The 21,929-nt window shown below is 66.3% G+C and carries 25 protein-coding genes; 14 read left to right on the top strand and 11 right to left on the bottom strand.

What is annotated here, in order from left to right; genetic code table 11:
* Window positions 1-55 precede the first annotated feature (55 nt).
* From GGR33_RS09545 to GGR33_RS09535, 3 genes are all read left to right on the top strand, one after another.
* Window positions 56-805: an electron transfer flavoprotein subunit beta/FixA family protein gene (locus tag GGR33_RS09545; protein WP_183504364.1), complete on the top strand. Its 750-nt coding sequence runs from the start codon at window positions 56-58 to the stop codon at window positions 803-805.
* 75 nt (window positions 806-880) lie between these two features.
* The gene (locus GGR33_RS09540) at window positions 881-1,831 is read left to right on the top strand and encodes an electron transfer flavoprotein subunit alpha/FixB family protein (protein ID WP_183504362.1); all 951 of its coding nucleotides are present in this window, start codon (window positions 881-883) and stop codon (window positions 1,829-1,831) included.
* A 184-nt stretch (window positions 1,832-2,015) separates the two neighbouring features.
* Window positions 2,016-2,897: a 3-hydroxybutyryl-CoA dehydrogenase gene (locus tag GGR33_RS09535; protein ID WP_183504360.1), complete on the top strand. Its 882-nt coding sequence runs from the start codon at window positions 2,016-2,018 to the stop codon at window positions 2,895-2,897.
* Window positions 2,898-2,970: 73 nt separating this feature from the next.
* On the opposite strand, the gene GGR33_RS09530 is transcribed toward GGR33_RS09535, so the two are convergent.
* The 6 genes from GGR33_RS09530 to GGR33_RS09505 all read right to left on the bottom strand — a co-directional run bounded on the left by GGR33_RS09530 (window position 2,971) and on the right by GGR33_RS09505 (window position 8,206).
* A complete protein-coding gene (locus tag GGR33_RS09530; protein ID WP_183504357.1) occupies window positions 2,971-3,237 on the bottom strand; it encodes a flagellar basal body-associated FliL family protein in 267 nt (88 codons plus the stop codon).
* A 190-nt stretch (window positions 3,238-3,427) separates the two neighbouring features.
* Window positions 3,428-4,432 carry an NAD(P)H-quinone oxidoreductase gene (locus GGR33_RS09525; RefSeq protein WP_183504355.1) on the bottom strand — a complete coding sequence of 335 codons (1,005 nt, stop codon included), beginning with the start codon at window positions 4,430-4,432 and terminating at the stop codon, window positions 3,428-3,430.
* Between the two features lie 65 nt (window positions 4,433-4,497).
* Window positions 4,498-5,130: a uracil phosphoribosyltransferase gene (gene upp, locus GGR33_RS09520; protein ID WP_183504353.1), complete on the bottom strand. Its 633-nt coding sequence runs from the start codon at window positions 5,128-5,130 to the stop codon at window positions 4,498-4,500.
* Between the two features lie 82 nt (window positions 5,131-5,212).
* Entirely contained in the window at window positions 5,213-5,563 is a 351-nt protein-coding gene (locus GGR33_RS09515) for a PilZ domain-containing protein (RefSeq protein WP_183504351.1), read from the bottom strand.
* Between the two features lie 134 nt (window positions 5,564-5,697).
* Window positions 5,698-6,915 carry a flagellin N-terminal helical domain-containing protein gene (locus tag GGR33_RS09510; protein ID WP_183504350.1) on the bottom strand — a complete coding sequence of 406 codons (1,218 nt, stop codon included), beginning with the start codon at window positions 6,913-6,915 and terminating at the stop codon, window positions 5,698-5,700.
* A 172-nt stretch (window positions 6,916-7,087) separates the two neighbouring features.
* A complete protein-coding gene (locus GGR33_RS09505; RefSeq protein ID WP_183504349.1) occupies window positions 7,088-8,206 on the bottom strand; it encodes a flagellin N-terminal helical domain-containing protein in 1,119 nt (372 codons plus the stop codon).
* 187 nt (window positions 8,207-8,393) lie between these two features.
* On the opposite strand from GGR33_RS09505, the gene GGR33_RS09500 reads away from it, so the two are divergent.
* Entirely contained in the window at window positions 8,394-8,807 is a 414-nt protein-coding gene (locus tag GGR33_RS09500) for a flagellar biosynthesis repressor FlbT (protein ID WP_183504348.1), read from the top strand.
* Between the two features lie 12 nt (window positions 8,808-8,819).
* On the opposite strand, the gene glgX is transcribed toward GGR33_RS09500, so the two are convergent.
* Together glgX and GGR33_RS09490 are read right to left on the bottom strand one after the other, a co-directional pair.
* A complete protein-coding gene (glgX, locus tag GGR33_RS09495; protein WP_183504347.1) occupies window positions 8,820-10,937 on the bottom strand; it encodes a glycogen debranching protein GlgX in 2,118 nt (705 codons plus the stop codon).
* Window positions 10,938-11,017: 80 nt separating this feature from the next.
* Window positions 11,018-12,439, bottom strand: coding sequence for an alpha,alpha-trehalose-phosphate synthase (UDP-forming) (locus GGR33_RS09490; RefSeq protein WP_183504346.1), 1,422 nt, complete (start codon window positions 12,437-12,439; stop codon window positions 11,018-11,020).
* A 449-nt stretch (window positions 12,440-12,888) separates the two neighbouring features.
* On the opposite strand from GGR33_RS09490, the gene GGR33_RS09485 reads away from it, so the two are divergent.
* The 7 genes from GGR33_RS09485 (at window position 12,889) to GGR33_RS09455 (ending at window position 17,226) form a co-directional block, all read left to right on the top strand.
* On the top strand, window positions 12,889-13,350 hold the full coding sequence (locus GGR33_RS09485; protein WP_183504344.1) for a hypothetical protein: 462 nt from the start codon (window positions 12,889-12,891) through the stop codon (window positions 13,348-13,350).
* A gap of 11 nt (window positions 13,351-13,361) precedes the next feature.
* Complete coding sequence (locus GGR33_RS09480) at window positions 13,362-13,757, top strand: phage holin family protein (RefSeq protein WP_183504342.1); 396 nt, start codon at window positions 13,362-13,364, stop codon at window positions 13,755-13,757.
* Window positions 13,754-14,140: a DUF3618 domain-containing protein gene (locus GGR33_RS09475; protein ID WP_183504340.1), complete on the top strand. Its 387-nt coding sequence runs from the start codon at window positions 13,754-13,756 to the stop codon at window positions 14,138-14,140. The genes GGR33_RS09480 and GGR33_RS09475 overlap by 4 nt, the downstream gene beginning before the upstream one ends.
* 148 nt (window positions 14,141-14,288) lie before the next feature.
* On the top strand, window positions 14,289-15,008 hold the full coding sequence (locus GGR33_RS09470; protein ID WP_183504338.1) for a hypothetical protein: 720 nt from the start codon (window positions 14,289-14,291) through the stop codon (window positions 15,006-15,008).
* Between the two features lie 46 nt (window positions 15,009-15,054).
* Window positions 15,055-15,780, top strand: a complete 726-nt coding sequence (gene pxpB / locus GGR33_RS09465) for a 5-oxoprolinase subunit PxpB (protein WP_183504336.1) — start codon at window positions 15,055-15,057, stop codon at window positions 15,778-15,780.
* Complete coding sequence (locus GGR33_RS09460) at window positions 15,777-16,799, top strand: 5-oxoprolinase subunit C family protein (RefSeq protein WP_183504334.1); 1,023 nt, start codon at window positions 15,777-15,779, stop codon at window positions 16,797-16,799. The genes pxpB and GGR33_RS09460 overlap by 4 nt, the downstream gene beginning before the upstream one ends.
* Window positions 16,800-17,013: 214 nt before the next feature.
* Window positions 17,014-17,226, top strand: coding sequence for a hypothetical protein (locus GGR33_RS09455; protein WP_183504333.1), 213 nt, complete (start codon window positions 17,014-17,016; stop codon window positions 17,224-17,226).
* A gap of 6 nt (window positions 17,227-17,232) precedes the next feature.
* Here GGR33_RS09455 and GGR33_RS09450 read toward each other — a convergent pair whose 3' ends face one another.
* Entirely contained in the window at window positions 17,233-18,132 is a 900-nt protein-coding gene (locus GGR33_RS09450) for a PfkB family carbohydrate kinase (RefSeq protein WP_183504331.1), read from the bottom strand.
* Window positions 18,133-18,249: 117 nt separating this feature from the next.
* Here GGR33_RS09450 and GGR33_RS09445 point away from each other — a divergent pair, with 117 nt between their 5' ends.
* Genes GGR33_RS09445 through GGR33_RS09435 form a run of 3 tightly spaced genes read left to right on the top strand, consistent with a single transcriptional unit; the run spans window position 18,250 to window position 20,667 of the window.
* On the top strand, window positions 18,250-18,987 hold the full coding sequence (locus tag GGR33_RS09445; protein WP_246412932.1) for a GntR family transcriptional regulator: 738 nt from the start codon (window positions 18,250-18,252) through the stop codon (window positions 18,985-18,987).
* Between the two features lie 28 nt (window positions 18,988-19,015).
* A complete protein-coding gene (locus GGR33_RS09440; protein WP_183505050.1) occupies window positions 19,016-20,080 on the top strand; it encodes an apurinic/apyrimidinic endonuclease family protein in 1,065 nt (354 codons plus the stop codon).
* Between the two features lie 32 nt (window positions 20,081-20,112).
* Window positions 20,113-20,667, top strand: a complete 555-nt coding sequence (locus GGR33_RS09435; protein ID WP_183504329.1) for an RBBP9/YdeN family alpha/beta hydrolase — start codon at window positions 20,113-20,115, stop codon at window positions 20,665-20,667.
* Here GGR33_RS09435 and GGR33_RS09430 read toward each other — a convergent pair.
* A complete protein-coding gene (locus GGR33_RS09430; protein ID WP_183504327.1) occupies window positions 20,660-21,019 on the bottom strand; it encodes a hypothetical protein in 360 nt (119 codons plus the stop codon). The two genes, GGR33_RS09435 and GGR33_RS09430, sit on opposite strands and share 8 nt — an antisense overlap.
* A gap of 114 nt (window positions 21,020-21,133) precedes the next feature.
* Entirely contained in the window at window positions 21,134-21,769 is a 636-nt protein-coding gene (locus tag GGR33_RS09425; protein ID WP_183504325.1) for a glutathione S-transferase N-terminal domain-containing protein, read from the bottom strand.
* Window positions 21,770-21,929: the final 160 nt, after the last annotated feature.

Below are 21,929 nucleotides of genomic sequence, written 5' to 3'. Positions count from 1 at the left end.
CCGCCCGCTCCTAGGGCTTGAGGCCCGCCGCGACGTGCCGGAGGAAGCTGCACCCATGAAGGTTCTCGTGCCCGTCAAGCGGGTTGTCGACTACAACGTCAAGATCCGCGTGAAGGCCGACGGCTCCGGCGTCGAGCTCGCCAACGTCAAGATGTCGATGAACCCCTTCGACGAGATCGCCGTCGAGGAGGCGATCAAGCTGAAGGAAGCGGGCAAGGTCACCGAGGTGGTCGCCGTCTCGATCGGCCCGGACAAGGCCCAGGAAACCCTGCGCACCGCTCTCGCCATGGGTGCCGACCGCGCCATCCTGGTGAAGACCGACGTGACCACCGAGCCGCTGGCCGTGGCCAAGCTCCTGAAGGCCGTGGTCGTAAAGGAGACGCCGAACCTCGTCATCCTCGGCAAGCAGGCGATCGACGACGATTGCAATCAGACCGGCCAGATGCTGGGCGCGCTGCTCGGCTGGCCGCAGGGCACCTTTGCCTACAAGCTCACCTTCGAGGGCGAGTCGATCGACGTGACCCGAGAGGTCGATGGCGGCCTGCAGACCGTGACGCTGAAGCTTCCGGCGATCGTCACCACCGATCTGCGCCTCAACGAGCCGCGCTACGCGTCTCTGCCCAACATCATGAAGGCGAAGAAGAAGCCGCTCGACACGCTGTCGGCCGAAGAGCTCGGCGTCGACGTCACGCCGCGCCTCAAGGTGCTGAAGACCACCGAGCCGCCGGGCCGCTCGGCAGGCGTCAAGGTCGGCTCGGTCGCCGAGCTGGTTTCGAAGCTCAAGGACGAAGCCGGGGTCATCTGACGCTCGCTCATTCCCCGCCGCTCCCGCCCCGGCGGTCGAGCGGCGTCGCCTCCCCAGATTTGTGAGATCCGACCGATGACCACGCTCCTCTACGTCGAGCATGCCAATTCCGAGATCAAGGACGGCACGCTTAAGGCGCTCACCGCCGCCAAGGAACTCGGCGCGCCCATCCACGCCCTGGTACTCGGCGCCGGTAGCAAGGCTGCCGCCGAGGCTGCCGGCAAGCTCGATGGCGTCGAGAAGGTGCTGAACGCCGAAGACGCCGTCTACGACCACGACATGGCCGAGCCGATCGCCGCGCTCATCGCCAAGATCGCCGGCCCCTACGACGCGATCGTCGCCTCGGCCTCGACCACCGGCAAGAACGTCCTGCCGCGTGTCGCGGCACTGCTCGACGTCGCCCAGGTCTCCGACATCATCAAAGTCGTCTCGCCCGACACTTTCGAGCGGCCGATCTACGCCGGTAATGCCATCCAGACCGTGCAGGTGCCGGACGGCAAGAAGGTCATCACCGTGCGCGGCGCCTCCTTCAAGGCGACCGGCGAAGGCGGCTCCCCGGCTGCCGTCGAGGCCGTGTCGGAAGGTGCGCAGGAGGCCGGCGGCTCGGCCTACAAGAGCGAGGAGATTGCCAAGTCCGATCGTCCCGAACTGGCTTCGGCCAAGATCATCGTCTCGGGCGGCCGGGCACTCGGCTCTTCCGACAAGTTCAAGGAAGTGATCGAGCCGCTGGCCGATGCCTTCGGCGCCGGTGTCGGCGCCTCGCGCGCTGCAGTGGATGCAGGCTATGCGCCCAACGATTGGCAGGTCGGCCAGACCGGCAAGGTCGTGGCTCCCGATCTCTACGTCGCCGTCGGCATCTCGGGCGCTATCCAGCATCTCGCCGGCATGAAGGACTCGAAGGTCATCGTCGCGATCAATAAGGACGAGGACGCGCCGATCTTCCAGGTGGCGGATTACGGGCTGGTCGGCGATCTCTTCCAGGTCGTGCCCGAACTGCAGGCCGCGGTCGCCAAGATCAAAGGCTGAGCCGAAATCGTCTCCGGCCCGTGACGCGGGCCGGACAAATTTCGTATACCGTCCAAACGGAAAAGGGGCTTCCCGGAAACCAAAAATGGTCTAGGGAGCGCGTTTGACGTGATTGTTGCGCTGCCGCATGTTGATCAGCGGATCACGCTTCGATCTTGCGGTGTCTGGGGATTCGGGAACGGCAATGGCCCTCGATATCAGGACGGTCGGCATCATCGGTGCCGGGCAGATGGGCAACGGCATCGCCCATGTCTGTGCGGCAGCAGGCCTCGACGTCCGCTTGAACGACCGCGACCCCGACCGCATCGGCGCGGGTCTCGCTGCGATCGAGGGCAACCTGGTCCGGCAGGTCCAGAAGGGAACGCTCACTGACGAGCAGAGCCGCAGCGCGCTGGGACGCATCGTCACCGCCCGCAGCTTTGCGGATCTCGAAGCCTGCGATCTGGTCATCGAGGCGGCAACCGAGAACGAAGCCACCAAACGGCAGATCTTCCAGTCGCTCTGCCCGTCGCTGCGGCCCGATACGCTGGTTGCCACCAATACCTCGTCGATCTCGATCACGCGGCTTGCCGCCTCCACGGATCGGCCCGAGCGCTTCATCGGCATCCACTTCATGAACCCCGTGCCGCTGATGCAGCTCGTGGAGCTGATCCGCGGCATCGCGACGGAAGATCCGACCTACGAGGCGGCCAAGCATTTCATTGCCAAGCTCGGCAAGATCTCGACGATGTCGGAAGATTTTCCGGCCTTCATCGTCAATCGCATCCTGCTGCCGATGATCAACGAGGCGATCTACACCCTCTATGAGGGCGTCGGCTCGGTGGAATCGATCGACACGGCGATGAAGCTCGGCGCGAACCATCCGATGGGTCCGCTGCAACTCGCCGACTTCATCGGCCTCGATACGTGCCTCTCGGTGATGCAGGTGCTCTACGAAGGCCTCGCGGATTCGAAGTACCGCCCGTGCCCGCTCCTCGTGAAATACGTCGAGGCAGGCTGGCTCGGCCGCAAGACCAAGCGCGGCTTCTACGACTACCGCGGCGAGACGCCGGTCCCCACGCGGTAAGCGACGCCGCGTTCGCAGCGACGGGCGGGTTGGGCGGTCTTCCGAGGAACCGCCCTACCCTTCGATGCACCGATCAGTTCGCTTTTGGCTGCGCCGGCGAGGGGTTTGTCGGATTGGTGGCTGGCTCCTGCGCTGCCGGAGGCACGCTCGGGTTCGGAGCCGTCTTTTGGGCGGCATCCTGGCTTTGGCTCGCGTGATCCGCCGGCGAGACCTTGCCCTGCCACGTTAAGGCGCCGGCACCAGCGACCACTGCCAGCAGTACGGCGGCAATCAGGATGTAGAGAACTGGCCTCCCCTTCTCGCCTTGGCGTGCCTGGGTTTCCGTCTCGACCTTGGCCATCGTTCCCTCAATTCGCGCGACACCATTCCCTGGTGACGGCCGGCAAACGCTGGTTGCAGGTGCGTGTTCCTAATCCCGCGACGCGGCCATAAGCCCTGGTCGTGAGGCAGACGCGCGCTTCCTCAGAACATGAACTCTGGAATGGAAGCGAATCGCGCGATCCGATGAGTGAACCAGATGCCCAGCCGTATTACCGGCCGGTCACCAGCATGATCTTCCCGAGATGCGCACTCGACTCCATGAGCGCGTGAGCCTTGGCCGCCTCTTCCATCGGGAAGGTCTCGTGGATGATCGGCTTGATCTTGCCGCCCTCGATCAAGGGCCAGACATTGCGGCGCAGTTCGTCCGCGATCGCCGCCTTGTTCTCCTTCGGCTGCGCCCGGAGCGTCGCGCCGGTGATGGTCAGACGCTTGAGCATGATCGGCGTCAGGTTCACGCTCTCGGCCTTGTAGCCCTTCATGAAGGCGATCTGGACGAGGCGCCCTTCCACCGCCAGCGATGCGATGTTCTTGGCGAGATAGGCCGCGCCGACCATGTCAAGGATCACGTCGACGCCCTTGCCGTCGGTGAGCCGCTTGATCTCCTCTGCGAAGTCCGCCTCGCGGTAGTCGATCGCGGCGTCGGCGCCGAGCTCTTCGCAGAACCGGCATTTCTCGGCCGAGCCGGCGGTGGCGTACACGGTCGCGCCCTGCTGCTTGGCGATCTGGATCGCCGTGGTGCCGATCCCGCTCGAACCACCATGGACCAGGAAGCTTTCGCCCTTCTGCAGGCGACCGCGCTGAATCACCGTGCTGTAGACCGTGAAGACCGTCTCCGGCAGCGCCGCCGCCTCGATCAGCGAGAGTGGGCTCGGCTTTGGGAGCACTTGGCCCGCTTCCGCCACGGCGAATTCGGCATAGCCGCCGCTGATCACCAGCGCGCAGACCTCGTCGCCCACCGAGAAGCCCGAGACGCCCTCCCCCAGGGCCGCGATGCGGCCGCCGATCTCGAGGCCGGGGATCTCGGTGGCGCCCTTCGGCGGCGGGTAGAGACCCTGGCGCTGCATCACGTCAGGCCGGTTCACACCGGCGGCGGTCACCTCGATCAGAACCTGTCCTGGGGCGGGCTTCGGCACCGGCACCGTCTCCACGGCGATGACCTCAGGGGCGCCCGAGCCCTCGAAGCGGATCTGGCGCATGGTGTCGGGCACGGGCATCGGCGAACTCCTCGGAACGTCTCCCCTAGTTGCGAAGGTTGGCCGCCGCGGCAAGGGGTTTCGCGTCAGCGCGTCCCGTACATCCGGTCTCCGGCATCGCCGAGGCCCGGAACGATGTAGCCGTGATCGTTCAGGTGGCTGTCGATTGCCGCCGTCCATACCGGCACGTCCGGGTGAACCTGCTGCAGGTGGGTAATGCCCTCAGGCGCCGCGAGCAGGCAGACGAAGCGCAGGTCGCGCGCGCCGCGCGTCTTCAATTGCTCGATGGCCGCCACGGCCGAATTCCCCGTGGCGAGCATCGGATCAAGCACCAGAACGGTCCGGTCGGCGAGGTCCGATGGGCTCTTGAAGTAATACTCCACCGCCCGGAGAGACCCGGGATCGCGGTAGATGCCGATATGGGCCACGCGCGCGGCCGGCATCAGCGACAGCATGCCGTCGAGGAAGCCGACGCCGGCCCGCAGGATCGGAGCGAGCACCAGCTTCTTGCCGGCAATCTGCCGGCCTTCCATCGCCTGCAGCGGCGTCTCGATGGTCACGGGTTCGAGGGGCAGGTCGCGTGTGACCTCGTAGGCCAACAGCATGCCGATCTCGTTCAGGAGCTCGCGAAATCCCTTCGTCGAGCGCGTGACGTCGCGCATCAGCGTCAGTTTGTGCTGGACGAGCGGGTGATCCACCACCGTGACGTTGGCTGCCATGTCGGCGGGCTCCTTCATTCTGCGCGCTGCCGCCTCTTATGCGCAGAATGCGCCATCGGGCGAAGCCGCTTCGAAGGAAACGTCAGTGTGCGGCTTTGGCGGGCAGTCGTGCGATGCGCTCGATGCGCACTCCGGCGTAGCAATCCCGTTGCCAGGCGAGCCGGACCCGGAAGACGAAGCTTCGCCCGTTCACCTTGAACATGAAGCGCTCGGGGAGAACGCATCCGCGTGGAATTCCCAGCCTCGCACCGGATTTCGAGACGTCCCGGACGATGCAGCGGATGTCCTCGCCGGATGGGAGGCGGATCACGGCGATCAGGTTGGCTTCGCTGCGTTCCTCGCGACGATCCACCAGACTTTTGACCTCGGAGAGGCCGATGGCGGCCGGAAGGTCCGGGCTTTCATCACCCCAATCGAGCGTGGTGTCGGACATGCCGGTTCCTGCACTTTGCAGTTCACGGAAATGTGTATCCCGGCATCGGTTACGCGATCTCTAATGACGCGGTCTCAAAACGAAGACGGCCGGAGCTCTCGCCCCGGCCGCTTTCGTCGAATGGGTCGAGGAGCTTACCGCAGGAGCTGCAGGATGCCCTGCTGCGCCTGGTTGGCGAGCGACAGCGCCGAGATGCCGAGCGACTGGCGGGTCGAGAGCGCCTGCGAGTTGGCAGCTTCCGCGTTGAGGTCGGCCTGGGTGAGGTTCGCCGAGCCGGTATCGAGCACGTTGACGATCTTCTTGGTGAAGTCCTGCCGGTTCTGCACCACCGAGAGGTTCGAACCGAAGGTCGAGCTCGACGCGCGGAGCGTGTCGGAGGCGGTGCCGAGGCCGGCGAGCGTGCCCTTGATGTCGGCGTCGAGCAGGAAGTTGCCCTGTCCGTTCACGGCGGCACCCGAGTTCGGGCCGATCGCCTTAAGCTTGAGGCCGTCCGAGGTCAGATCCTGGCCCTGGATGTCGATGTTCGACGTGTCCTTCTCGTTGAAGGCGATGTGCAGCTTGTTGGTGGTGGCGTTGCTGCTGATCAGGTTCACGCCGTTGAAGCTCGAATCCTTGGCGAGCTGCGTGATCTGGACGAGCAGGCTGTTGTACTGCTGCGCTAGCGAGTTGCGGGTCGAGACGCCGGCGACCGTGATGTCGGCGCTCTGGCCGACCGTGTCGTTGCCAGTGCCGTAGGTCGCGTTCGTCGCCGGGGTCGGCACGGTGCCGGCCTGGAAGCCGAGCGCGGTCTGTGAGGCCGTATCCTTGAACTCGAAGTCGGCGCTGGCGTTGAGCACGATCTTCGTTCCGGTCGTATCCTTGGAGAACACGTTGCCGGCGCCTGCAGTGGTGGCAGCGCCGTTGAGCGCCGTGATCGCGGCATCGATCGTGCTGCCGGCAGGAATGGTGGCGCTGCCGCTGGTGCCGTTGACGTAGAAATCGACGGTCGCGCCGCCGGCGCCCGGCGCCGTGTAGGCGGTCTTGGCCGTGCCGGTCGTGGAGAGCTGGGTGGTCAGAGCCTGGTTGGCGGTCGACTTGGCCGAGTCGATCAGCTTCTGGATCGAGGTAATGCCCTGGTTGGCCGCCTGGATCGTTTGGACGCCGTTCGAGATGGAGTCGAGCAGCGCGCTGAGATCGCCCGAGCGGCTCGTGAAGCTCTGCGCCGTGAAGAAGTTCACCGGGTTGTCGAGCGCTGAGGACACCTTGAGGCCCGTGGCCAGACGGTTCTGCGTCGTCTGCGTCAGAGAAGCGGTGTCCTGCAGTGAGAGCAGGTTCTGCCGCGTGGCGGCCGAGAGGGTGATATCGGAAGGCATGGACTCGGACCCCAACCGGAAAGTTGACCGGATAAGCCGGTATTAGGGTTAATCAACCATGCCGGTACTTGCGTTTTGGTTAATGAAAACAAGCATTCCCAAAAATGAGCACGACGAAGCGGCCGGGGAAACCCCGGCCGCTCCTAAGTCGTGTTCTAAGCTGTCGCTTCGATCAGCGCAGGAGCTGCAGGATGCCCTGCTGAGCCTGGTTGGCGAGCGAGAGAGCCGAGATACCGAGCGACTGACGGGTCGACAGCGCCTGGGAGTTGGCGGCTTCTTCGTTCAGGTCGGCGCTCGTGAGGTTCGCGGCGCCGGTGTCGAGAACGTTGATCAGCTGCTTGGAGAAGTCCTGGCGGTTCTGCACGACCGAGAGGTTCGAGCCGAAGGTCGAGGACTGGGTGCGCAGCGTGTTGCTGGCGGTGGTGAGCTTGCTGACGGCAGCGTTGACGTCACTGTCAGCCTGGAAGTTCGAGTTGGCGCCGGTGGTGGCAACCGCCGACAGGCCGAGGCCCGAGGAGGTCAGATCCACACCCTGAACGTCGAGGCTCGAAGAGTCCTTTTCGTTGAACGAGATGTGCAGCTTGTTGGTCGTTGCGCTGCTGTTGATCAGGTTCACGCCGTTGTAGCTTGAGTCCTTGGCCAGCTGGTCGATCTGGGTCAGCAGCGAATTGAACTGCGACGTCAGAGCGGTGCGGGTCTTGTCCTCGACGGTTAGGTCGGCACCGGCAGCGGCGAAGCCGAGCTTGGCGCCCTCTGCATCGGCGAAGGCAACGTTGCCTGCGCCGCCGACGGCGATCTTGCCGCCGCTGACGCTGAACAGCGAGCTGCCAGCAGCCGTGTTGAGCTTGTCAACGGTGGTGGCGATCGTATCCGTCGTCGTCAGGTTGATTGACTTTGCCGAGCCATCGAGCGTGAAGGCAACCGTGGTGTTGGCAGCCGGAGCAGCGAACGCAGTAGCCGCGGTGCCGTTCGTCTGCGTGTTCTTGCTCGCGAGAGCCTGAGACGCGATGGACTTGGCGGAGTCGACGAGCTTCTGGATCGAGGTGATGCCCTGGTTGGCAGCCTGAATGGTCTGAACGCCATTCGAGATGCCGTCGAGGAGACCGCCGATGTCACCAGAACGAGCGCTGAGAGCCTGCGACGTGAAGAAGTTGACCGGGTTATCCAGAGCCGACGCGACCTTCTTGCCAGTCGACAGACGATTCTGCGTCGTGGCCGTCAGCGAAGCGGTGTCCTGCAGCGAGAGCAGGTTGGAACGAACGGCCGAGGAAAGGGTAACGCTGGAGGTCATGGTCGTGAGATCCTTTTGATCTGATGCACCCCGTTTTGGAGTGACCCCAACAAGCGCCCCGGCCTCCTTCCGAAATCTTACTTCGATCGATCAGATTCGCCTTCTTCGCCTTGTCATTGCCGGCTTGGTCGACGCTTTCTTAACGCGTCCGGGCGACTGTCCGGCCGAAATGGAACGGGAGCGAATCATGCCCCTCAAGATCGACCTGAAGCCCAACGAGCGGCTGATCATCGGCAATGCCGCGATCCGGAACGGCGACCGCCGGGCGAGCTTCGTCCTCGAGACGAACACCAAGTTTCTGCGCGAGACCGAGATCATCACCGAGAGCGACGCGGATACGCCCTGCAAGAAGCTCTACGTGCTCCTGCAGGTGATCTACCTCGTGGACGAGACCTTCGAGGCTGAGAACGGCTTCACGGCCCTGGCGACACAGATCATGGAAGCGGCCCCGAGCATGGCGCCGCGCATCGCCGCCATCCACGATTCGATGACGTCCGGAGAACGCTATCGCGCCTTGAAGCTCGGCCGCGAACTCATCGCCTACGAGCGCGACCTTCTCTCACGGATCGCCCCAGCGGCGGACGAAGCCATGCCGGTCTAACGATCGGCCGGCTCAGGCCGTCCCACCGCACTCGTCGGTGATGGGGACGGGCGGCGCCTTGAGCACGAGAACGCTTCGCGGTGCTACCGGCACGCTGCCGCCTTCTTTGACGAGCGGAACCGTGTTCGGCGGAACGCTTCCTGCCGCCAGGGTCGTGTCGAAGACCCTCCGCCAGGGGCCGCCAATCGCATCGGCTAGCCGGAACTCGCACGGGGTCTCGGCCGCGTTCATCAGCACGAGCACGCGCTGTGCTCCCTCGATATCGTTGCCGATCTGCATGCCGAAGGCCTGGCGGCCGGCATCGTCCCAGGCGGCACCGTCCATCTCTGTGCCGTCGGGCGAGAGCCAGTGCACGTCGCGCAGCTCCGTGCCGTCCACGCGGGCGCCGCTCAGGAAGTGGCGGCGGCGCAGGGACGGGCAGCGGCGGCGCAATGCCGAGAGATTGCCGACGAAGGCTGCGAGCTCCGGGTCCGGGTCGTGCGCCCAGTCCATCCAGCTCACCGCATTATCCTGGCAGTAGGCGTTGTTGTTGCCGCCCTGCGAGCGGCCGCGCTCGTCGCCCATCAGCAGCATCGGCACGCCCTGGGCGAGAAAGACGGTGGCCAGCATGTTGCGGGTCTGACGGGCCCGCAGGGACAGGATCGCGCGGTCGTCCGTCGGCCCCTCGACGCCGTAGTTGCGCGACAGGTTGTGGCCGTGGCCGTCGCGGTTCTCTTCGCCGTTGGCGTGGTTGTGCTTCTGCTCATAAGCAACGACGTCGGCGAGCGTGTAGCCGTCATGCGACGCAGCGTAGTTGATACTGGCCTGCGGCGCCCGGCCCGACGGGTTGAAGATCTCCCGCGAGCCCGAGAGGCCTTGGGTCAGCTTGCCGACCATGCCGTGGTCGCCACGCCAGAAACCACGCAGGTTGTCGCGGAACTGGTCGTTCCACTCGCTCCAGCCGTAAGGATAGCCGCCGAGGCGGTAGCCGCCATGGCCGACGTCCCATGGCTCGGCAATGAGCTTGACGCGGGCGAGCACCGGGTCCTGCCGAAGCGCCTGGAAGAAGGCGGCCCGGTGCCAGAAGTCGTAGGGCGCACGACCGAGGCTCGTCGCCAGATCGAAGCGAAAGCCGGCGACACCGTAGGACCGCACCCAGTACCGCAGGCTATCGAGCACCATCTGCATGACGCGAGGATTGGCGACGTCCAGCGTGTTGCCACAGCCGGTGCAATCGACGTCTTCGCGCAAGCTCTCGGGCTTGAGCTTGTAGTAGCTGTAGTTGTCGATGCCACGGAACGACAAGGTCGGCCCCGTCGGGCCGCCCTCGGCGGTGTGGTTGTAGACCACGTCGAGGATGGTTTCGATGCCCGCTGCGGCGAGTTCGCGGATCGCGAAACGCAATCCGCCCGTGCCGCCGTCGCCGAGATAGCGGGGCTCGGGGGCGAAGTAGTTGTAGGGTTGGTAGCCCCAGAAGTTCACGAGCCCTTTCTCGACCAGAAAGCGGTCGTCGACGAAGGCCTGGATCGGCAGCAATTCCAGCGCGGTGACCCCGAGCTTGATCAGGTGGTCGATGATCGCGGGGTGCGCCAGACCGAGATAGGTGCCGCGCTCGGCTTCCGACAGCGCCGGGTGGGTCATGGTCAGCGCCTTGACGTGCGCTTCGTAAATCACCGTCTCAGAGAGCTGACGAGCGTTCTGGCTCGGCGTGAAGTCCGGCGTATCCGTGCGGGTGACGACACCGCGCGGCATCGAGGGTGCGCTGTCGCGGCGGTCGATGGCGTCGTCGCGCTGCAGGCCCCGGCGAAACCCGTAGACGGAGTCGTTCCAGCGGATGCGACCGGCGATCTCGCGGGCATAGGGGTCGATGACCAGCTTGGCGGGATTGAACCGGTGCCCGTGCGAGGGCTCCCAGGGGCCGTGCACCCGGTAGCCGTATTGCTGGCCCGGCAGCAGGCCGTGCAGGTAGCCGTGGAAGACGTCGTCGGTCCTGCAGGGCAGCCGGATGACGTGCCGCTCATGCCGCTCGTTCGGATCGAACAGGCAAAGATCGACGGCGGTGGCGTTCTGCGAGAAGAGGGCGAAGTTGACGCCTCTGCCATCGAAGTGCGCGCCGAGCGGCGCAGGCACGCCCTCCTCGATGACGATCATCGGATCCCTAAAGGTCGGCTCTCATACAAAGCGGGAACCGAGCCTTGCCCGATTCGCAGGCCCTGCGAAACCCGGCCAGACTACTCCGCAGCCGCCGCAGTCGTCGGTGGCGAACGGTCGAGGACGCGAAAGTTCTCCAACTCCGTCATGAAGTTGCGGGCCCACCAGTCGACGTCTTCGCGGATCATGCGCTCGTTCATCGGCTTCCAGCGCGCCAGCCGCTCGTCGCGCGGCATGTAGAGTGCCTCGCGTATCGCCTCCGACATCTCGAAGCGATCGTAGGGATTGACCAGCAACGCTTCCTGCATCTGCCGAGCCGCGCCCGCGAATTTCGAGAGCACGAGGACGCCGGGATCCTCCTCGCTCTGCGCGACGACGTATTCCTTGGCGACGAGGTTCATGCCGTCACGCATCGGCGTGACGAGCCCGACGCGGGCGGCACGATAAAGCCCGGCAAGGACCGGACGCGGATAGGCCTTCGTGACGTATTGGATCGGCGTCCAGGCCGGCTCGCCGAGCATGCCGTTGATGTCGCCGACCTTCTCGTTCACCTCGCGGGAGAGCTGCTCGTATTCCGGCACCTCGCTGCGCGATTTCGGGGTGATCTGGATGTAGACGACGTTGCCGCGCTGGTCTGGGTTCGAGGCGAAGAAGCGGTCGACCGCCTCCATCCGCTCGGGCACGCCCTTCGAGTAATCGAGCCGGTCGACGCCGATCAGCAGCTTACGCGTGCGCAGGCCGGCCATCGTCTCGCGGACCATCTTGTTGGAGCCGGCCTTTTCGGCTGCATCCTTGAAGCCCGCAACATCGATGCCGATGGGGAAGCTGCGGATCTTGGTACGCCGGCCGTCGACCATCAACGAGCCGCCGCCCAACGGGATGGCTCGCATATCGTCGATCAGGTTGCGCGACAGGTTCTGAACGTCGGGCTCGGTCTGCAGGCCGATCAGGTCGTAATCGGCAATGGCGCGCAGCAGGTCGTTGCTTGCGGGCAGCGTGTTGAAGACGTCCGCGCCTGGCCAGGGGATGTGGTGGAAGTAGCCGATCGGGTTGTCGACGCCCTGGCCGCGCAGCTCGCTCGCCAGCGGGATCAGGTGATAGTCGTGCACCCAGACGAGGTCATCCGGCTCCAGCAGCTTAGCGAGGGCGCGGGCGAAGGTCCGGTTGACGCGCTGATAGCCCGAGTAATCGGAGCGCGAATAGCTGCCGAGGCCCACGCGGTAATGCATGATCGGCCAAAGCGCCCGGTTGGCGAAACCGGCGTAGTACTCTTTGTAGTCCTGCGGTGAGAGGTCGAGCACCGCATACTGTACCCGCCCGCGCTCGATCAGCTTGGGCTCGGGATCGGGGTTTTCGGTAATCTCGCCGCTCCAGCCGAACCAGAGCCCTTCATAGGCGGAGAAGGCTTCGTTCACCGCGACGGCGAGGCCGCCTGCGGAGACCGAGGCTTTGCCCTCCGCCGGTATCGCGACGCGGTTCGATACGATGACGAGGCGTGCCACGAACTCGGACTCCGGACCTTAACGGCTCGCCCGGGCGGCATCCCGCTCGGATCGAAGAGACAGTGTGGGGATGGAACGCGCGGCGAAGGCGCATGATCCGTCGCTTTTTTGACGGGCGAGAACGAACGTCATGGTTCGACTCGGCGGCATCCGGCGTTCCCTGACCCCCCTGCCCCGTTCGGCGCTGCAACCTTAAACCGGGCTTTCCGGTTCCGCCACGATTTTCGACCCCAATGGCCAAAGCCGAGGCAGCCGGCACCGTTTTAACGTACAGCCAAAACCTGAACGCGCTGTGACGAGGACGTCGACGCCTTCGATCGAGGACACCGCCTGCGTCCCTGTGGCGGAACCCCCTGACGCTGCCGATGTTACTCAGCCGAACATCGCCGGGACGTGTCAGTCGCCGCCTCGGCCCATCCGATCGACCGTATCCCGAGGAGTCTTGCCGCATGACCGCTTCCCCCCATCCCGGTCAGGCAAGCGATCCCGGCGATTTGAAGGATCTCCGGCGGGACGTCGAGGAGACGGTGGACGTCGCGGTGGAACGCGGCAGGGGCTTCGCGGCCGCGGCGCGCTCCCACGCGCTGAATTTTGCCGAGAGCCGTAAGGGCGAGGCTGCACGCTCGGTGTCGGACATCGCCGACACGCTTCGCGACAACGGCAAGACGTTCGACGACCGGCCAAACGTGAAGGCTTTTTTCGACAGCGCGGCGGAGGGGCTCGACGACCTCGCCGGCTCGATTGAATCCCGCTCCTTCAACGAATTATACGAGGACGCGGAGGCCTTCGCGCGGCGCTCGCCCGTCGCCGTGGCGGTCGCGACCTTCGCTGCCGGTCTGCTGCTCGCCCGTTTCGTGAAATCCTCCGGCGAGCGCCAGATCGATGCCGATCACGGTCGTGGGCGCGAGTGAGGAGGCCGGAGATGTCGACCCCTCCCCCCGGCAACATCCAGAGCCTCATCGGCGATGCCCTTCGCGAGACCAGCGATCTCGCACGCAAGGAGATCGCCCTGTTCCGTCAGGAGATGGTGAGCAACGTCCGCACGCTTTTCATCGGCCTCGCCCTGATCGTCGCCGCAGCCGTCTTCGCGGTCGTGTCGCTGCTCGTGCTGATCGACGCTCTCGTCAAATACGTTGCGACGCTCGTTCACTCCGAGTGGCTCGCGGCGCTGATCGTCGGCGGCAGCTTCCTCGTCGTCGCTCTTCTGCTCGGCTTCATCGGCGCCAGGGCGATGTCGCTATCCAACCTCGCGCCCACGCGCACCACGCGGCAGGTCCGACAGGACGCGCGCGCCTTGTCTGAGAGGGTCTCGGGATGAGTGAGTCGTTGTCGGATCTCGAGAAGGACATCGAGGCGAGCCGCGCGCGGCTCGACCAGACCATCGATCGCATCCAGGATCGGCTTTCGCCAGTCAATCTGGTCGACGAGATGCTCGGCTCTGCGCGTCAGACCCCGCTCAACGGCATCTACGACGACGCGCTCGCGGTCGTGCGGCGCAATCCTTTGCCGGTGCTGCTGATCGCGGCGGGTGTGGGAATGCTCGTGAAGAAGCTCGCGCAAGGCCCGCGTGCGCCGGTAGTCCGGCGGCCCCTGACCGGCCGGATCGATCCGGCACCGAGCGCAGGCGCCGAGCGTGGCTACGATCCGGACCAGCCGGGTGGCCGTCCGGCGCGGGTTCTGGAGGACGATGCGAAGGCCTGAGGCGGGACTCGGAAGCCCAGTTCGTCAAACGGTTGACGCGACTTCCGTCGGCGGCTTCTCGCTCGTGGAGCGTTGCCCCGTCAGGACTTCGAATGCAGTTTTCGCGGCGCGCGAGCGCCCATCATCGAGTGATATGCGGAGCGGTGTGATGAGCGACAACAAGATGACCGGTGACGCTGTCCGGTCGCTGCCGGACGATATCACCGCTAAGGCTGGGTTGCCGCGGCAGGAGGACGTCGAACATTCGCTGCACGACATCGGCGATCGCGTGTCGCAGGACGCCAAGGATGCCATCGCCTCGGCGCGCGACACGGGCGACCGGGCCGGAGCGGCAGCCGAAACCACGGCACGGGACGCTGCCAATGCTGCCTCGGACGTTCGCGACCGGGTCTCGGATGCCGCGCAATCGGCTCGCGAGCGTGTCGAAGACACCGTCGACCGGGTGCGGGGGCATGCTGCCGACGCCTATGACGACGTGCGCTCCTGGGCGAACGATCGCATCGACCGGCACGGCCGCCGTGCCGCCGACCTCGCCGACCGAGGCTACGTTCGCCTGCGCGACGGCCGTAATGCGACCGAGGCTTTCGTGTCCGACAATCCGCTGTTGGTCGGTGTGGTCGGCCTCGCGGCAGGGTTGCTGCTCGGGGCACTTCTGCCTCGTACGCGGCGCGAGGACGAAGCCCTCGGCCCATGGGCGGACGAGGCGCGCGACCAGGGCTTGCGCTACGCGCGTGAGATGACCCAGCGCGGCCGCGAATACGTCGAGGCCGCCCTCGACACCGACACGCTCGACGCTGCGGTACGCCGCGCCGGCACAACGGACGACGACACTTACGAGGGCTCGGATCGGACGGCGCATCGGCTCTGACGCAGAGGCGCTTTGCCCTCGGACCCCGACGAGGCTACGGGGGGCGATGACCATCCGGTATCCGCGCCTGCTGGCCTGCGGCGACACCGCCTTCACTATCGAGTTCGGCGACGCCATCGACGCCGAGTTCAACGCTGCGGTTCTCGCGCTCGACGCCAGACTGGCCGAAACCCTGCTGCCCGGCCTCGTCGAGACCGTGCCGACCTATCGATCGCTCACGGTTCACTGCGACCCGGTGGCGATCGACCCCGCAGAACTCGGACGGCGGGTCCTGGCGCTGGCCCGATCAGAACTGACGCCTCCGAAACCGGGTAGGGTTTGGCGCATTCCGGTCGTCTATGGTGGCGAGTTCGGTATCGATCTCGGTGCCGTGGCGGAGCGTCATGGCCTCTCCCCGAACGAGGTGATCGCGCGTCATTCCGGCCGCGACTACCGGGTGGCGATGCTCGGCTTCCTGCCGGGCTATGCTTATCTCAGCGGTCTCGATCCCGAGCTCACGCTCTCGCGACGGCCGGCCCCGCGGCCGATGACTCCGGCCGGAACGATCTCGATCGGCGGCGTCCAGGCCCTGGTCGCCAGCATCGCCGCTCCGAGCGGCTGGCACCTCCTCGGCCGAACGCCCGTCCGGGTCTTCATGCCCAGCCGGGAGCCGATCTTCCTGCTACAACCCGGCGACGGCGTGCGCTTCGAGCCGACCGATCCCGATCGGTGGGACGCTCTCGACCGGGCCGCTGCGGCAGGCGAGCTCATTGCCGAACGGGCGGACGCATGAGCGTCACCCTCGTCGTCCTCGCCTGCGGGACTTCGACGACCGTGCAGGACGGAGGACGCCCCGGCTACCTGCGCTTCGGTTTGTCCGGCTCCGGTCCGATCGATCGCCTCGCCCATGCCGCCGCCAACGCTCTCGTCGGGAATCCGATCGACGCTCCGGCCATCGAGTTCGGCCTGGGCGGCGGCCGCTTCCGGGTCGAGGGCGGACCGCTGCGTCTCGCCCTCGCCGGCGCCCCGTGCCCGGTGACCCTGGATGGCGATCCGATCGCCCATCACCGCTCCTTCGTGCTGCGTGAGGGCGCTGAGCTGCGCATCGAGCGTCCACGCGCAGGCGTCTTTGCCACGCTCGCGCTGGCGGGCGTCGTGACCTTGGCGCCGGCAATGGGCAGCGTCTCGTTGCACCGGCGGGCGATTCTCGGTGGCCTCGACGGGCGCCCTTTGCGCGAGGGCGACCGGCTCGGCCTGGCGCCGTCATCAATTGGTGGCGAGGCCGACCGCGCAGTCGAACCCGTGGCGATCGATCGCGATCAGCCGATCCGTGTCGTCCTCGGGCCTCAGCAAGATCGCTTCACCACACGCGGCATCGAGACTCTGCTGGACTCGGGCTTCACCGTTTCCAACCAGGCCGACCGCATGGGCTACCAACTCGACGGTCCACGGATCGAGCATGGCGAAACCGGCTTCGACATCGTCTCGGACGGGACCGTGGCCGGCTCCATCCAGGTGCCGGGCAGTGGCCGGCCGATCGTCCTGCTCGCCGACCGCCAGACCACCGGCGGGTATCCGAAGATCGCCACGGTCGCCTCAGCCGACCTTCGGCATCTGGCACAGAGACGGCCGGGCGATGCCGTCAGGTTCGTGAGCGTTTCGCTCGAGGAAGCGGTTCGCCTCGCCCGCCAGCGCGCTGCCGAGATCGCCGCATTGCCGACCCTCCTCGCACCGATCCTCGACGCGGCCGACCGCCTCCGCGTCGCTAATCTCGCGGGCGATGCGGTCGATGCTTTGGGTGGCGAGGACTGAAGGCGCTCGATCCGTCCCCCAGAAACAATTCCGTGCTTTGTGAACACGCGGATTGAGTCCAAAAACAGTCCAAAGATCCAACTTCGAATCGGGCGGCCTCGCTCCTTCCGCACCTTGGATGGGCGTGCCGAACGCGGGATGGCTGAGATCGCAGGACCGAAGGCGTCACGCGCCGGCCGGCGAGCGGATCGAGAGGGGTTTTTCGGAGATGGCGTTGCCGTACGCTCTCCCGCTGGCCGAAGCGCTCGTCTTCACGGCCGGCTGCGCCGTGATCAACACGCGTCGGTTCGATCCAGAGCGCGTCGGCGTGGTGCTGACGCTGGTCGTCGTGGTCCTGTTCTTCGCGATCCTGGTCGTTGGGACGGCCACGGAAGCCATCGAGGTCTCGGTGCCCGGCCCGGACGAGTTGCATTCCGTGCTCGAATGACCCGGCTCACACCTCCGAAGCCTTGAAGAAGCATTCGAGGTCGGCCGCCGTCGGGAAGGCATCGAAGGCGCCGAAACGGGCGGCGGTTACCGCACCACAGGCTGCGGCCCGCGCCAGGGATTCCGTGATCGGCCGTCCCTGCAGCAGACTGACGGCGAAGCCGGCCGAGAAGGCGTCTCCGGCTCCGATCGTGTCGACCGCCGTCACTGGGACGGCTGCCTGCCGGCGGGGCGGTTCGGAACGGCTGAACGCCAGCGCGCCGTCCTCCCCGAGCGTGACCACGACGATCTCCGGACCCGCCCGCATCAATCGATGCACCGTGCTCTCGTCGGCGATGTCGATGCCGAGATCGACGGCTTCGACGCGGTTGACGATGAGGATCGAGGTGTCGGCGAGGACCCGGGGGGCGATCGGCCGGCTCGGCGACGGGTTGAGCAGGGTGCGGACACCGCGCGCGCGGGCAGCGGCGAAGGCGGCCGCGATCGGAGCGTCCGGAGACTCAAACGTCGCCATCACGAGGTCGCAGTCTCCGACCCTCGCCGGCTCGACATCTTCGGCTGCGAGCTGCCGGTTCGCGCCGAGACTGACGGCGAGGCAGTTCTCCCCCGCCTGGTCCACAAAGCCGATGCCGGCGCCTGTCGAGCCGGTGCGTGTGAGCAGCATGTCCGTCGCAAGTCCGGCTCCCTCGAAGGCGGACACGGCGACGGCGGCGAATGGATCGTTACCGATCCGGAAGACACCGTCGATCGTCGCCCCGAGCCGATGCGCGGCGAGCGCGAGGTTGAACCCCTTCCCCCCCGGCTCTGCGACGAATGCGTCAGCATTGAGGGACTCACCGGCGCGCGGAAGGCGTGCTACCTTGACGGAGCAGGCGACCACGAAGCTGCCTATGACGAAGATCCGCACCTGACGATGTCCCGGTAGCAGCAGTTGGCGAATAGAAAATCAGCCGGTCCGTTCCGGCAAGTCTCGACCGACGATTCCACTGTCGTCTCGCTGCGTCCCCTCGACCGCCCGTCGCTGATGTCGCTCCTGCGTTTGCGGAACGACACCGCCATGCCGCTCTACCAGCAGATCGATGAGCAGATCCATGCGCTCATCCTGTCCGGTGCGCTACCGATGGGTTCGGTTTTGCCGGCGGAGCGACAACTCGCCGAGAATCTCGGCGTCAGTCGCGTGACCATCCAGCGTGCCTATGCTGCCCTCCGCCAGCGCAACCTGCTTGCCTCGCAGGGGCGAAAGGGGTTCCTGGTTCGTGCGCGGCCCCATCAGGTCCATCCGGGCATGGATCGCCTGAAGGGCTTCACGGAGGAAATGCGCGAACTCGGCAAGGTGCCGTCCTCGCGCATTGTCGAGCGGGCTCTGGTCGAGGATCGCTCGATCTCGTCGATCTTCGGCCTGCCCTCGACGGCGCCACTCCTGAAGCTCACCCGCATCCGGTATGGCGACGAAGTCGCGATGTCGCGCGAGGTCGCGTGGTACAATCTGAAGGCCGTGCCGGAACTCGCCGAGGGCGACCTCACCGGGTCGGTCTACGCGTTCCTGGCCGAACAAACGGGCGCCAGGCTCGTGAGCTGCGACCAGACCATCGAGGCCACGTTGCCCACGGCCGAGGAGTGCCGGATCTTCGATTTCGACGAGCCGAGCCCCTGCCTGCTGATCAAGCGGCACAGCTTCACCGATACCCGGGTGATGATCGAGTATGTCGAGGGCCTGTTTCGTGGCGACATGTACAGCTATCGGCTGACGCTGCGGACCTGAGCCCCGCGCTCCGCGTTGTCGGGCCATGATGCGTTCGCCTTCCCGCCTCGGCTTCTGCTGCACCTTCATCCCCGACGCCCCGCCCGGCGGCTATCCCACGCGGAAGGCCGAGCGCGAAGCCGCCCAGGCGATGAACCTGACCACTACGACCATGACCTTTCTCGGGGGGCTGACGCCGGCCGCCCGGCGGGCGAAGCTCGAAGCGATCGCCCGGCACAATCTTGGGGCTCTGGGGCGCCAGATCGATTGGGTCGCGCAGCGTCCGCCGATGGAGCGGCTGCTACGCATAGCCAGCTCCCTGCTTCCCGGATTCACGCATCCGATCGCAATGGATCTCTATGCTGAGCCGGGCTTGCGCCGGCTGATCGAGACCGGCCTTGCGCGGATCGGCGAGCGGGCGCGGGCCGCCGGCATCCGCCTCAGCATGCATCCCGGCCAGTTCTGCATCATCGCCTCGCGCAACCCGTCGGCGCAGGAGAACGGCATTGCCGAACTCGAATACCATGCTGAGGCTATGGCGATGCTGGGCTATGGCGACGGTTGGCATCCGCACGGCGCCCACATCAACATCCATATCGGCGGCCGAGAGCCCGGCATCGACGGTTTTCGCGCCGGCCTGCAGCTGATTTCGCAGACCGCGCGCAACCTCCTCACGGCCGAGAACGACGAGACCTGCCACGGGCTCGATGCCGTGCTACGGCTCGCCGACGACGTCGCCGTGGTGCTCGACCTGCATCATCACTGGGTCGAGAGCGGCGGCGAATATATCGAGCCGGATGATCGCCGCATTGCGCGCATCCGCGAGTCCTGGCGCGGGGTCCGTCCGCTGAGCCATATTAGCGTCTCCCGCGAGGACCTGCTCGACGGACATGATCCGGCCGTGAGGCCGGACTTCGCGGCGCTGGCCGAGGCCGGCCATTCGCGGCGCGACCTCGCCGCGCATTCCCACCTGATGTGGAACGAAGGGATCAACGCGCTGGTGGCACGTCACCTCGCCTGGAGCGATTTCGAGATCGAGGCCAAGGGCAAAAACCTTGCCTCGACCGCTCTGGCGGCATGGATCTCCGCCTCGCCCGTCGGCGCGGCTGCTTGATTGCGCCGCGGCCTCGACGTTAGGGAGGCCACATGAAGACGGGCGATTGCGATATCCTGATCCTGCCGGGCTATGCTGGCTCGGAGGAGGAGCATTGGCAGGCGCGCTGGGCCGGGCGGCTGCGGACCGGGCGGGTTGTCGAGCAGGCGGATTGGCATCAGCCCGATCCGGAAGCCTGGCGCTCGCGGATCGTCGCGGCGGTCGAAGAGGCGACCCGCCCCGTCGTGCTCATTGCCCACAGCCTCGGCGTGGTCGCGGCGGTGGAGGCGGCTCCGGGCTTCCCTGCAGGCGTCGTGCGCGGCGCCATGCTGGTCGCCTTTCCCGACATCGAGACTTGTCAGAACCTGCCGGCAAGCGTCTGCGCCTTCGCGCCGGTACCGCGCGATCGCCTGTCATTCCCCGCCCTGGTGGTGGCGAGCCGCACCGACCCGTATTGCAGCTATGCTCGCGCGGAAGAGTTCGCGGCCGCCTGGGGCGCGGAGGTCGTGGATGCGGGCGAAACCGGGCACATCAACGTCGCCAGCGGGCACGGCCCCTGGCCCGAGGGCCTGATGCGCCTCGCCGGGTTCATGCAGACGATCAGTTGATCAGGCAGAAGCCCTTGCCCACGCCCGCGGTCTTGCCGCTCGGGCACCAAGGCTTGGCGGCCTTCTCGGCCGCCGGGACGGCCTCCGGAGCCGGCGGCATCGGGGGGATCGGCGCGTTCTCGTCGGCGTCCCCGGCCTGAGCCGTCATCACGCCGCGCGGCTTGGCGCCTGCGAGTGCCGGATCGACTGATCCGATCGCGCCGACGGCTGCCACGGTGGGAATGCCGCGAGTCTTTGCGCTCGATGCCGCCGCCGAAAAGTTGGAGCCGCGCAGCCGCAATCCACGGGCTTGCGCGTCCACGGCACTGCCCGCGAGCATCACGACCGACAAAGTGACGGCGACCGTCCTCATGGCTCTACCTCCTGCTGACGTGCAGGCTATCGGCGGAGCGTTAACGGCATGTCCGTGAGGCCGATCGCAGTTTAGCGGTCGGCGCGGATGGGGATAACTGCGTGGACAAGGTCGTCAGACGGCCGCCAGACCTCTCTGGACCGCCGGCCGGGCCAGAACCGTCTCCAGCCAGCGGGCGACATTCGCGTAAGTCGCCACGTCGACGCCCTGCTTGTCGTGGAACTTCGCCCAGGTCAGCGTGGCGACGTCGGCGATGGAATAGTCGTCGGCCAGGTAGTCGCGGCCCTGCAGCCGGCGGTCGAGCACGCCGTAGAGGCGTTTGGTCTCCTCGGTGTAGCGCTCCACCGCGTAGGGGATCTTCTCCTTTGCGTAGATCCGGAAATGGTGCGCCTGGCCCAGCATCGGCCCGAAGCCGCCGACCTGCCAGAACAGCCACTCGTCCACCGCGACGCGGGCACGCTCGTCGGACGGGTAAAGGCATCCGGTCTTGCGCCCGAGATATTGCAGGATGGCGCCGGACTCGAAGACCGAGATCGGCGCGCCGCCCGGCCCGTCGGGATCGACGATGGCCGGGATCTTGTTGTTGGGCGAGATCGCCAGGAAGTCGGGGGCCATCTGCTCGCCCTTGCCGATGTTCACGGGCACGACCCTGTAGGGCAGCCCGCATTCCTCCAGCATGATCGGGATCTTCCAGCCGTTCGGCGTGCTCCACGTGTGAACGTCGATCGCACCGGCCGTCGTCTGCGCCATGGTCGTCTCCGCGATCCGCCGTGCCACTCACTTCGGCCGGCTTCCCGATCGCGGGGAGTAGACTGCATTCGCTCCGGCGTGAACAGGCTCGGCTGTCACGATGGGGATCGGCGCGTGCGGTGCAACTCGGCTGCGGGTAAGTCGTTTTCGATCTTGCCCT

It is taken from the genome of Methylobacterium brachythecii (genome assembly GCF_014196345.1).
In the GTDB taxonomy this organism is placed as follows: Bacteria; Pseudomonadota; Alphaproteobacteria; order Rhizobiales; family Beijerinckiaceae; genus Methylobacterium; species Methylobacterium brachythecii.
Note: the sequence above shows the minus strand (reverse complement) of the source record. Positions and strands in the feature narration are given on the sequence as shown.

Excerpts from the sequence above, each read along its gene's own strand:
- GGR33_RS09535 (WP_183504360.1), top strand. The coding sequence starts at position 2,016 with ATGGCCCTCGATATCAGGACGGTCGGCATCATCGGTGCCGGGCAGATG.
- upp (WP_183504353.1), bottom strand. The coding sequence starts at position 5,130 with ATGGCAGCCAACGTCACGGTGGTGGATCACCCGCTCGTCCAGCACAAA.
- GGR33_RS09540 (WP_183504362.1), top strand. The coding sequence starts at position 881 with ATGACCACGCTCCTCTACGTCGAGCATGCCAATTCCGAGATCAAGGAC.
- pxpB (WP_183504336.1), top strand. The coding sequence starts at position 15,055 with ATGACCATCCGGTATCCGCGCCTGCTGGCCTGCGGCGACACCGCCTTC.
- GGR33_RS09500 (WP_183504348.1), top strand. The coding sequence starts at position 8,394 with ATGCCCCTCAAGATCGACCTGAAGCCCAACGAGCGGCTGATCATCGGC.
- GGR33_RS09470 (WP_183504338.1), top strand. The coding sequence starts at position 14,289 with ATGAGCGACAACAAGATGACCGGTGACGCTGTCCGGTCGCTGCCGGAC.
- GGR33_RS09475 (WP_183504340.1), top strand. The coding sequence starts at position 13,754 with ATGAGTGAGTCGTTGTCGGATCTCGAGAAGGACATCGAGGCGAGCCGC.
- GGR33_RS09545 (WP_183504364.1), top strand. The coding sequence starts at position 56 with ATGAAGGTTCTCGTGCCCGTCAAGCGGGTTGTCGACTACAACGTCAAG.
- GGR33_RS09430 (WP_183504327.1), bottom strand. The coding sequence starts at position 21,019 with ATGAGGACGGTCGCCGTCACTTTGTCGGTCGTGATGCTCGCGGGCAGT.
- GGR33_RS09530 (WP_183504357.1), bottom strand. The coding sequence starts at position 3,237 with ATGGCCAAGGTCGAGACGGAAACCCAGGCACGCCAAGGCGAGAAGGGG.
- GGR33_RS09525 (WP_183504355.1), bottom strand. The coding sequence starts at position 4,432 with ATGCCCGTGCCCGACACCATGCGCCAGATCCGCTTCGAGGGCTCGGGC.
- GGR33_RS09445 (WP_246412932.1), top strand. The coding sequence starts at position 18,250 with ATGTCGCTCCTGCGTTTGCGGAACGACACCGCCATGCCGCTCTACCAG.
- glgX (WP_183504347.1), bottom strand. The coding sequence starts at position 10,937 with ATGATCGTCATCGAGGAGGGCGTGCCTGCGCCGCTCGGCGCGCACTTC.
- GGR33_RS09515 (WP_183504351.1), bottom strand. The coding sequence starts at position 5,563 with ATGTCCGACACCACGCTCGATTGGGGTGATGAAAGCCCGGACCTTCCG.
- GGR33_RS09425 (WP_183504325.1), bottom strand. The coding sequence starts at position 21,769 with ATGGCGCAGACGACGGCCGGTGCGATCGACGTTCACACGTGGAGCACG.
- GGR33_RS09440 (WP_183505050.1), top strand. The coding sequence starts at position 19,016 with ATGCGTTCGCCTTCCCGCCTCGGCTTCTGCTGCACCTTCATCCCCGAC.
- GGR33_RS09460 (WP_183504334.1), top strand. The coding sequence starts at position 15,777 with ATGAGCGTCACCCTCGTCGTCCTCGCCTGCGGGACTTCGACGACCGTG.
- GGR33_RS09485 (WP_183504344.1), top strand. The coding sequence starts at position 12,889 with ATGACCGCTTCCCCCCATCCCGGTCAGGCAAGCGATCCCGGCGATTTG.
- GGR33_RS09510 (WP_183504350.1), bottom strand. The coding sequence starts at position 6,915 with ATGCCTTCCGATATCACCCTCTCGGCCGCCACGCGGCAGAACCTGCTC.
- GGR33_RS09435 (WP_183504329.1), top strand. The coding sequence starts at position 20,113 with ATGAAGACGGGCGATTGCGATATCCTGATCCTGCCGGGCTATGCTGGC.
- GGR33_RS09480 (WP_183504342.1), top strand. The coding sequence starts at position 13,362 with ATGTCGACCCCTCCCCCCGGCAACATCCAGAGCCTCATCGGCGATGCC.
- GGR33_RS09505 (WP_183504349.1), bottom strand. The coding sequence starts at position 8,206 with ATGACCTCCAGCGTTACCCTTTCCTCGGCCGTTCGTTCCAACCTGCTC.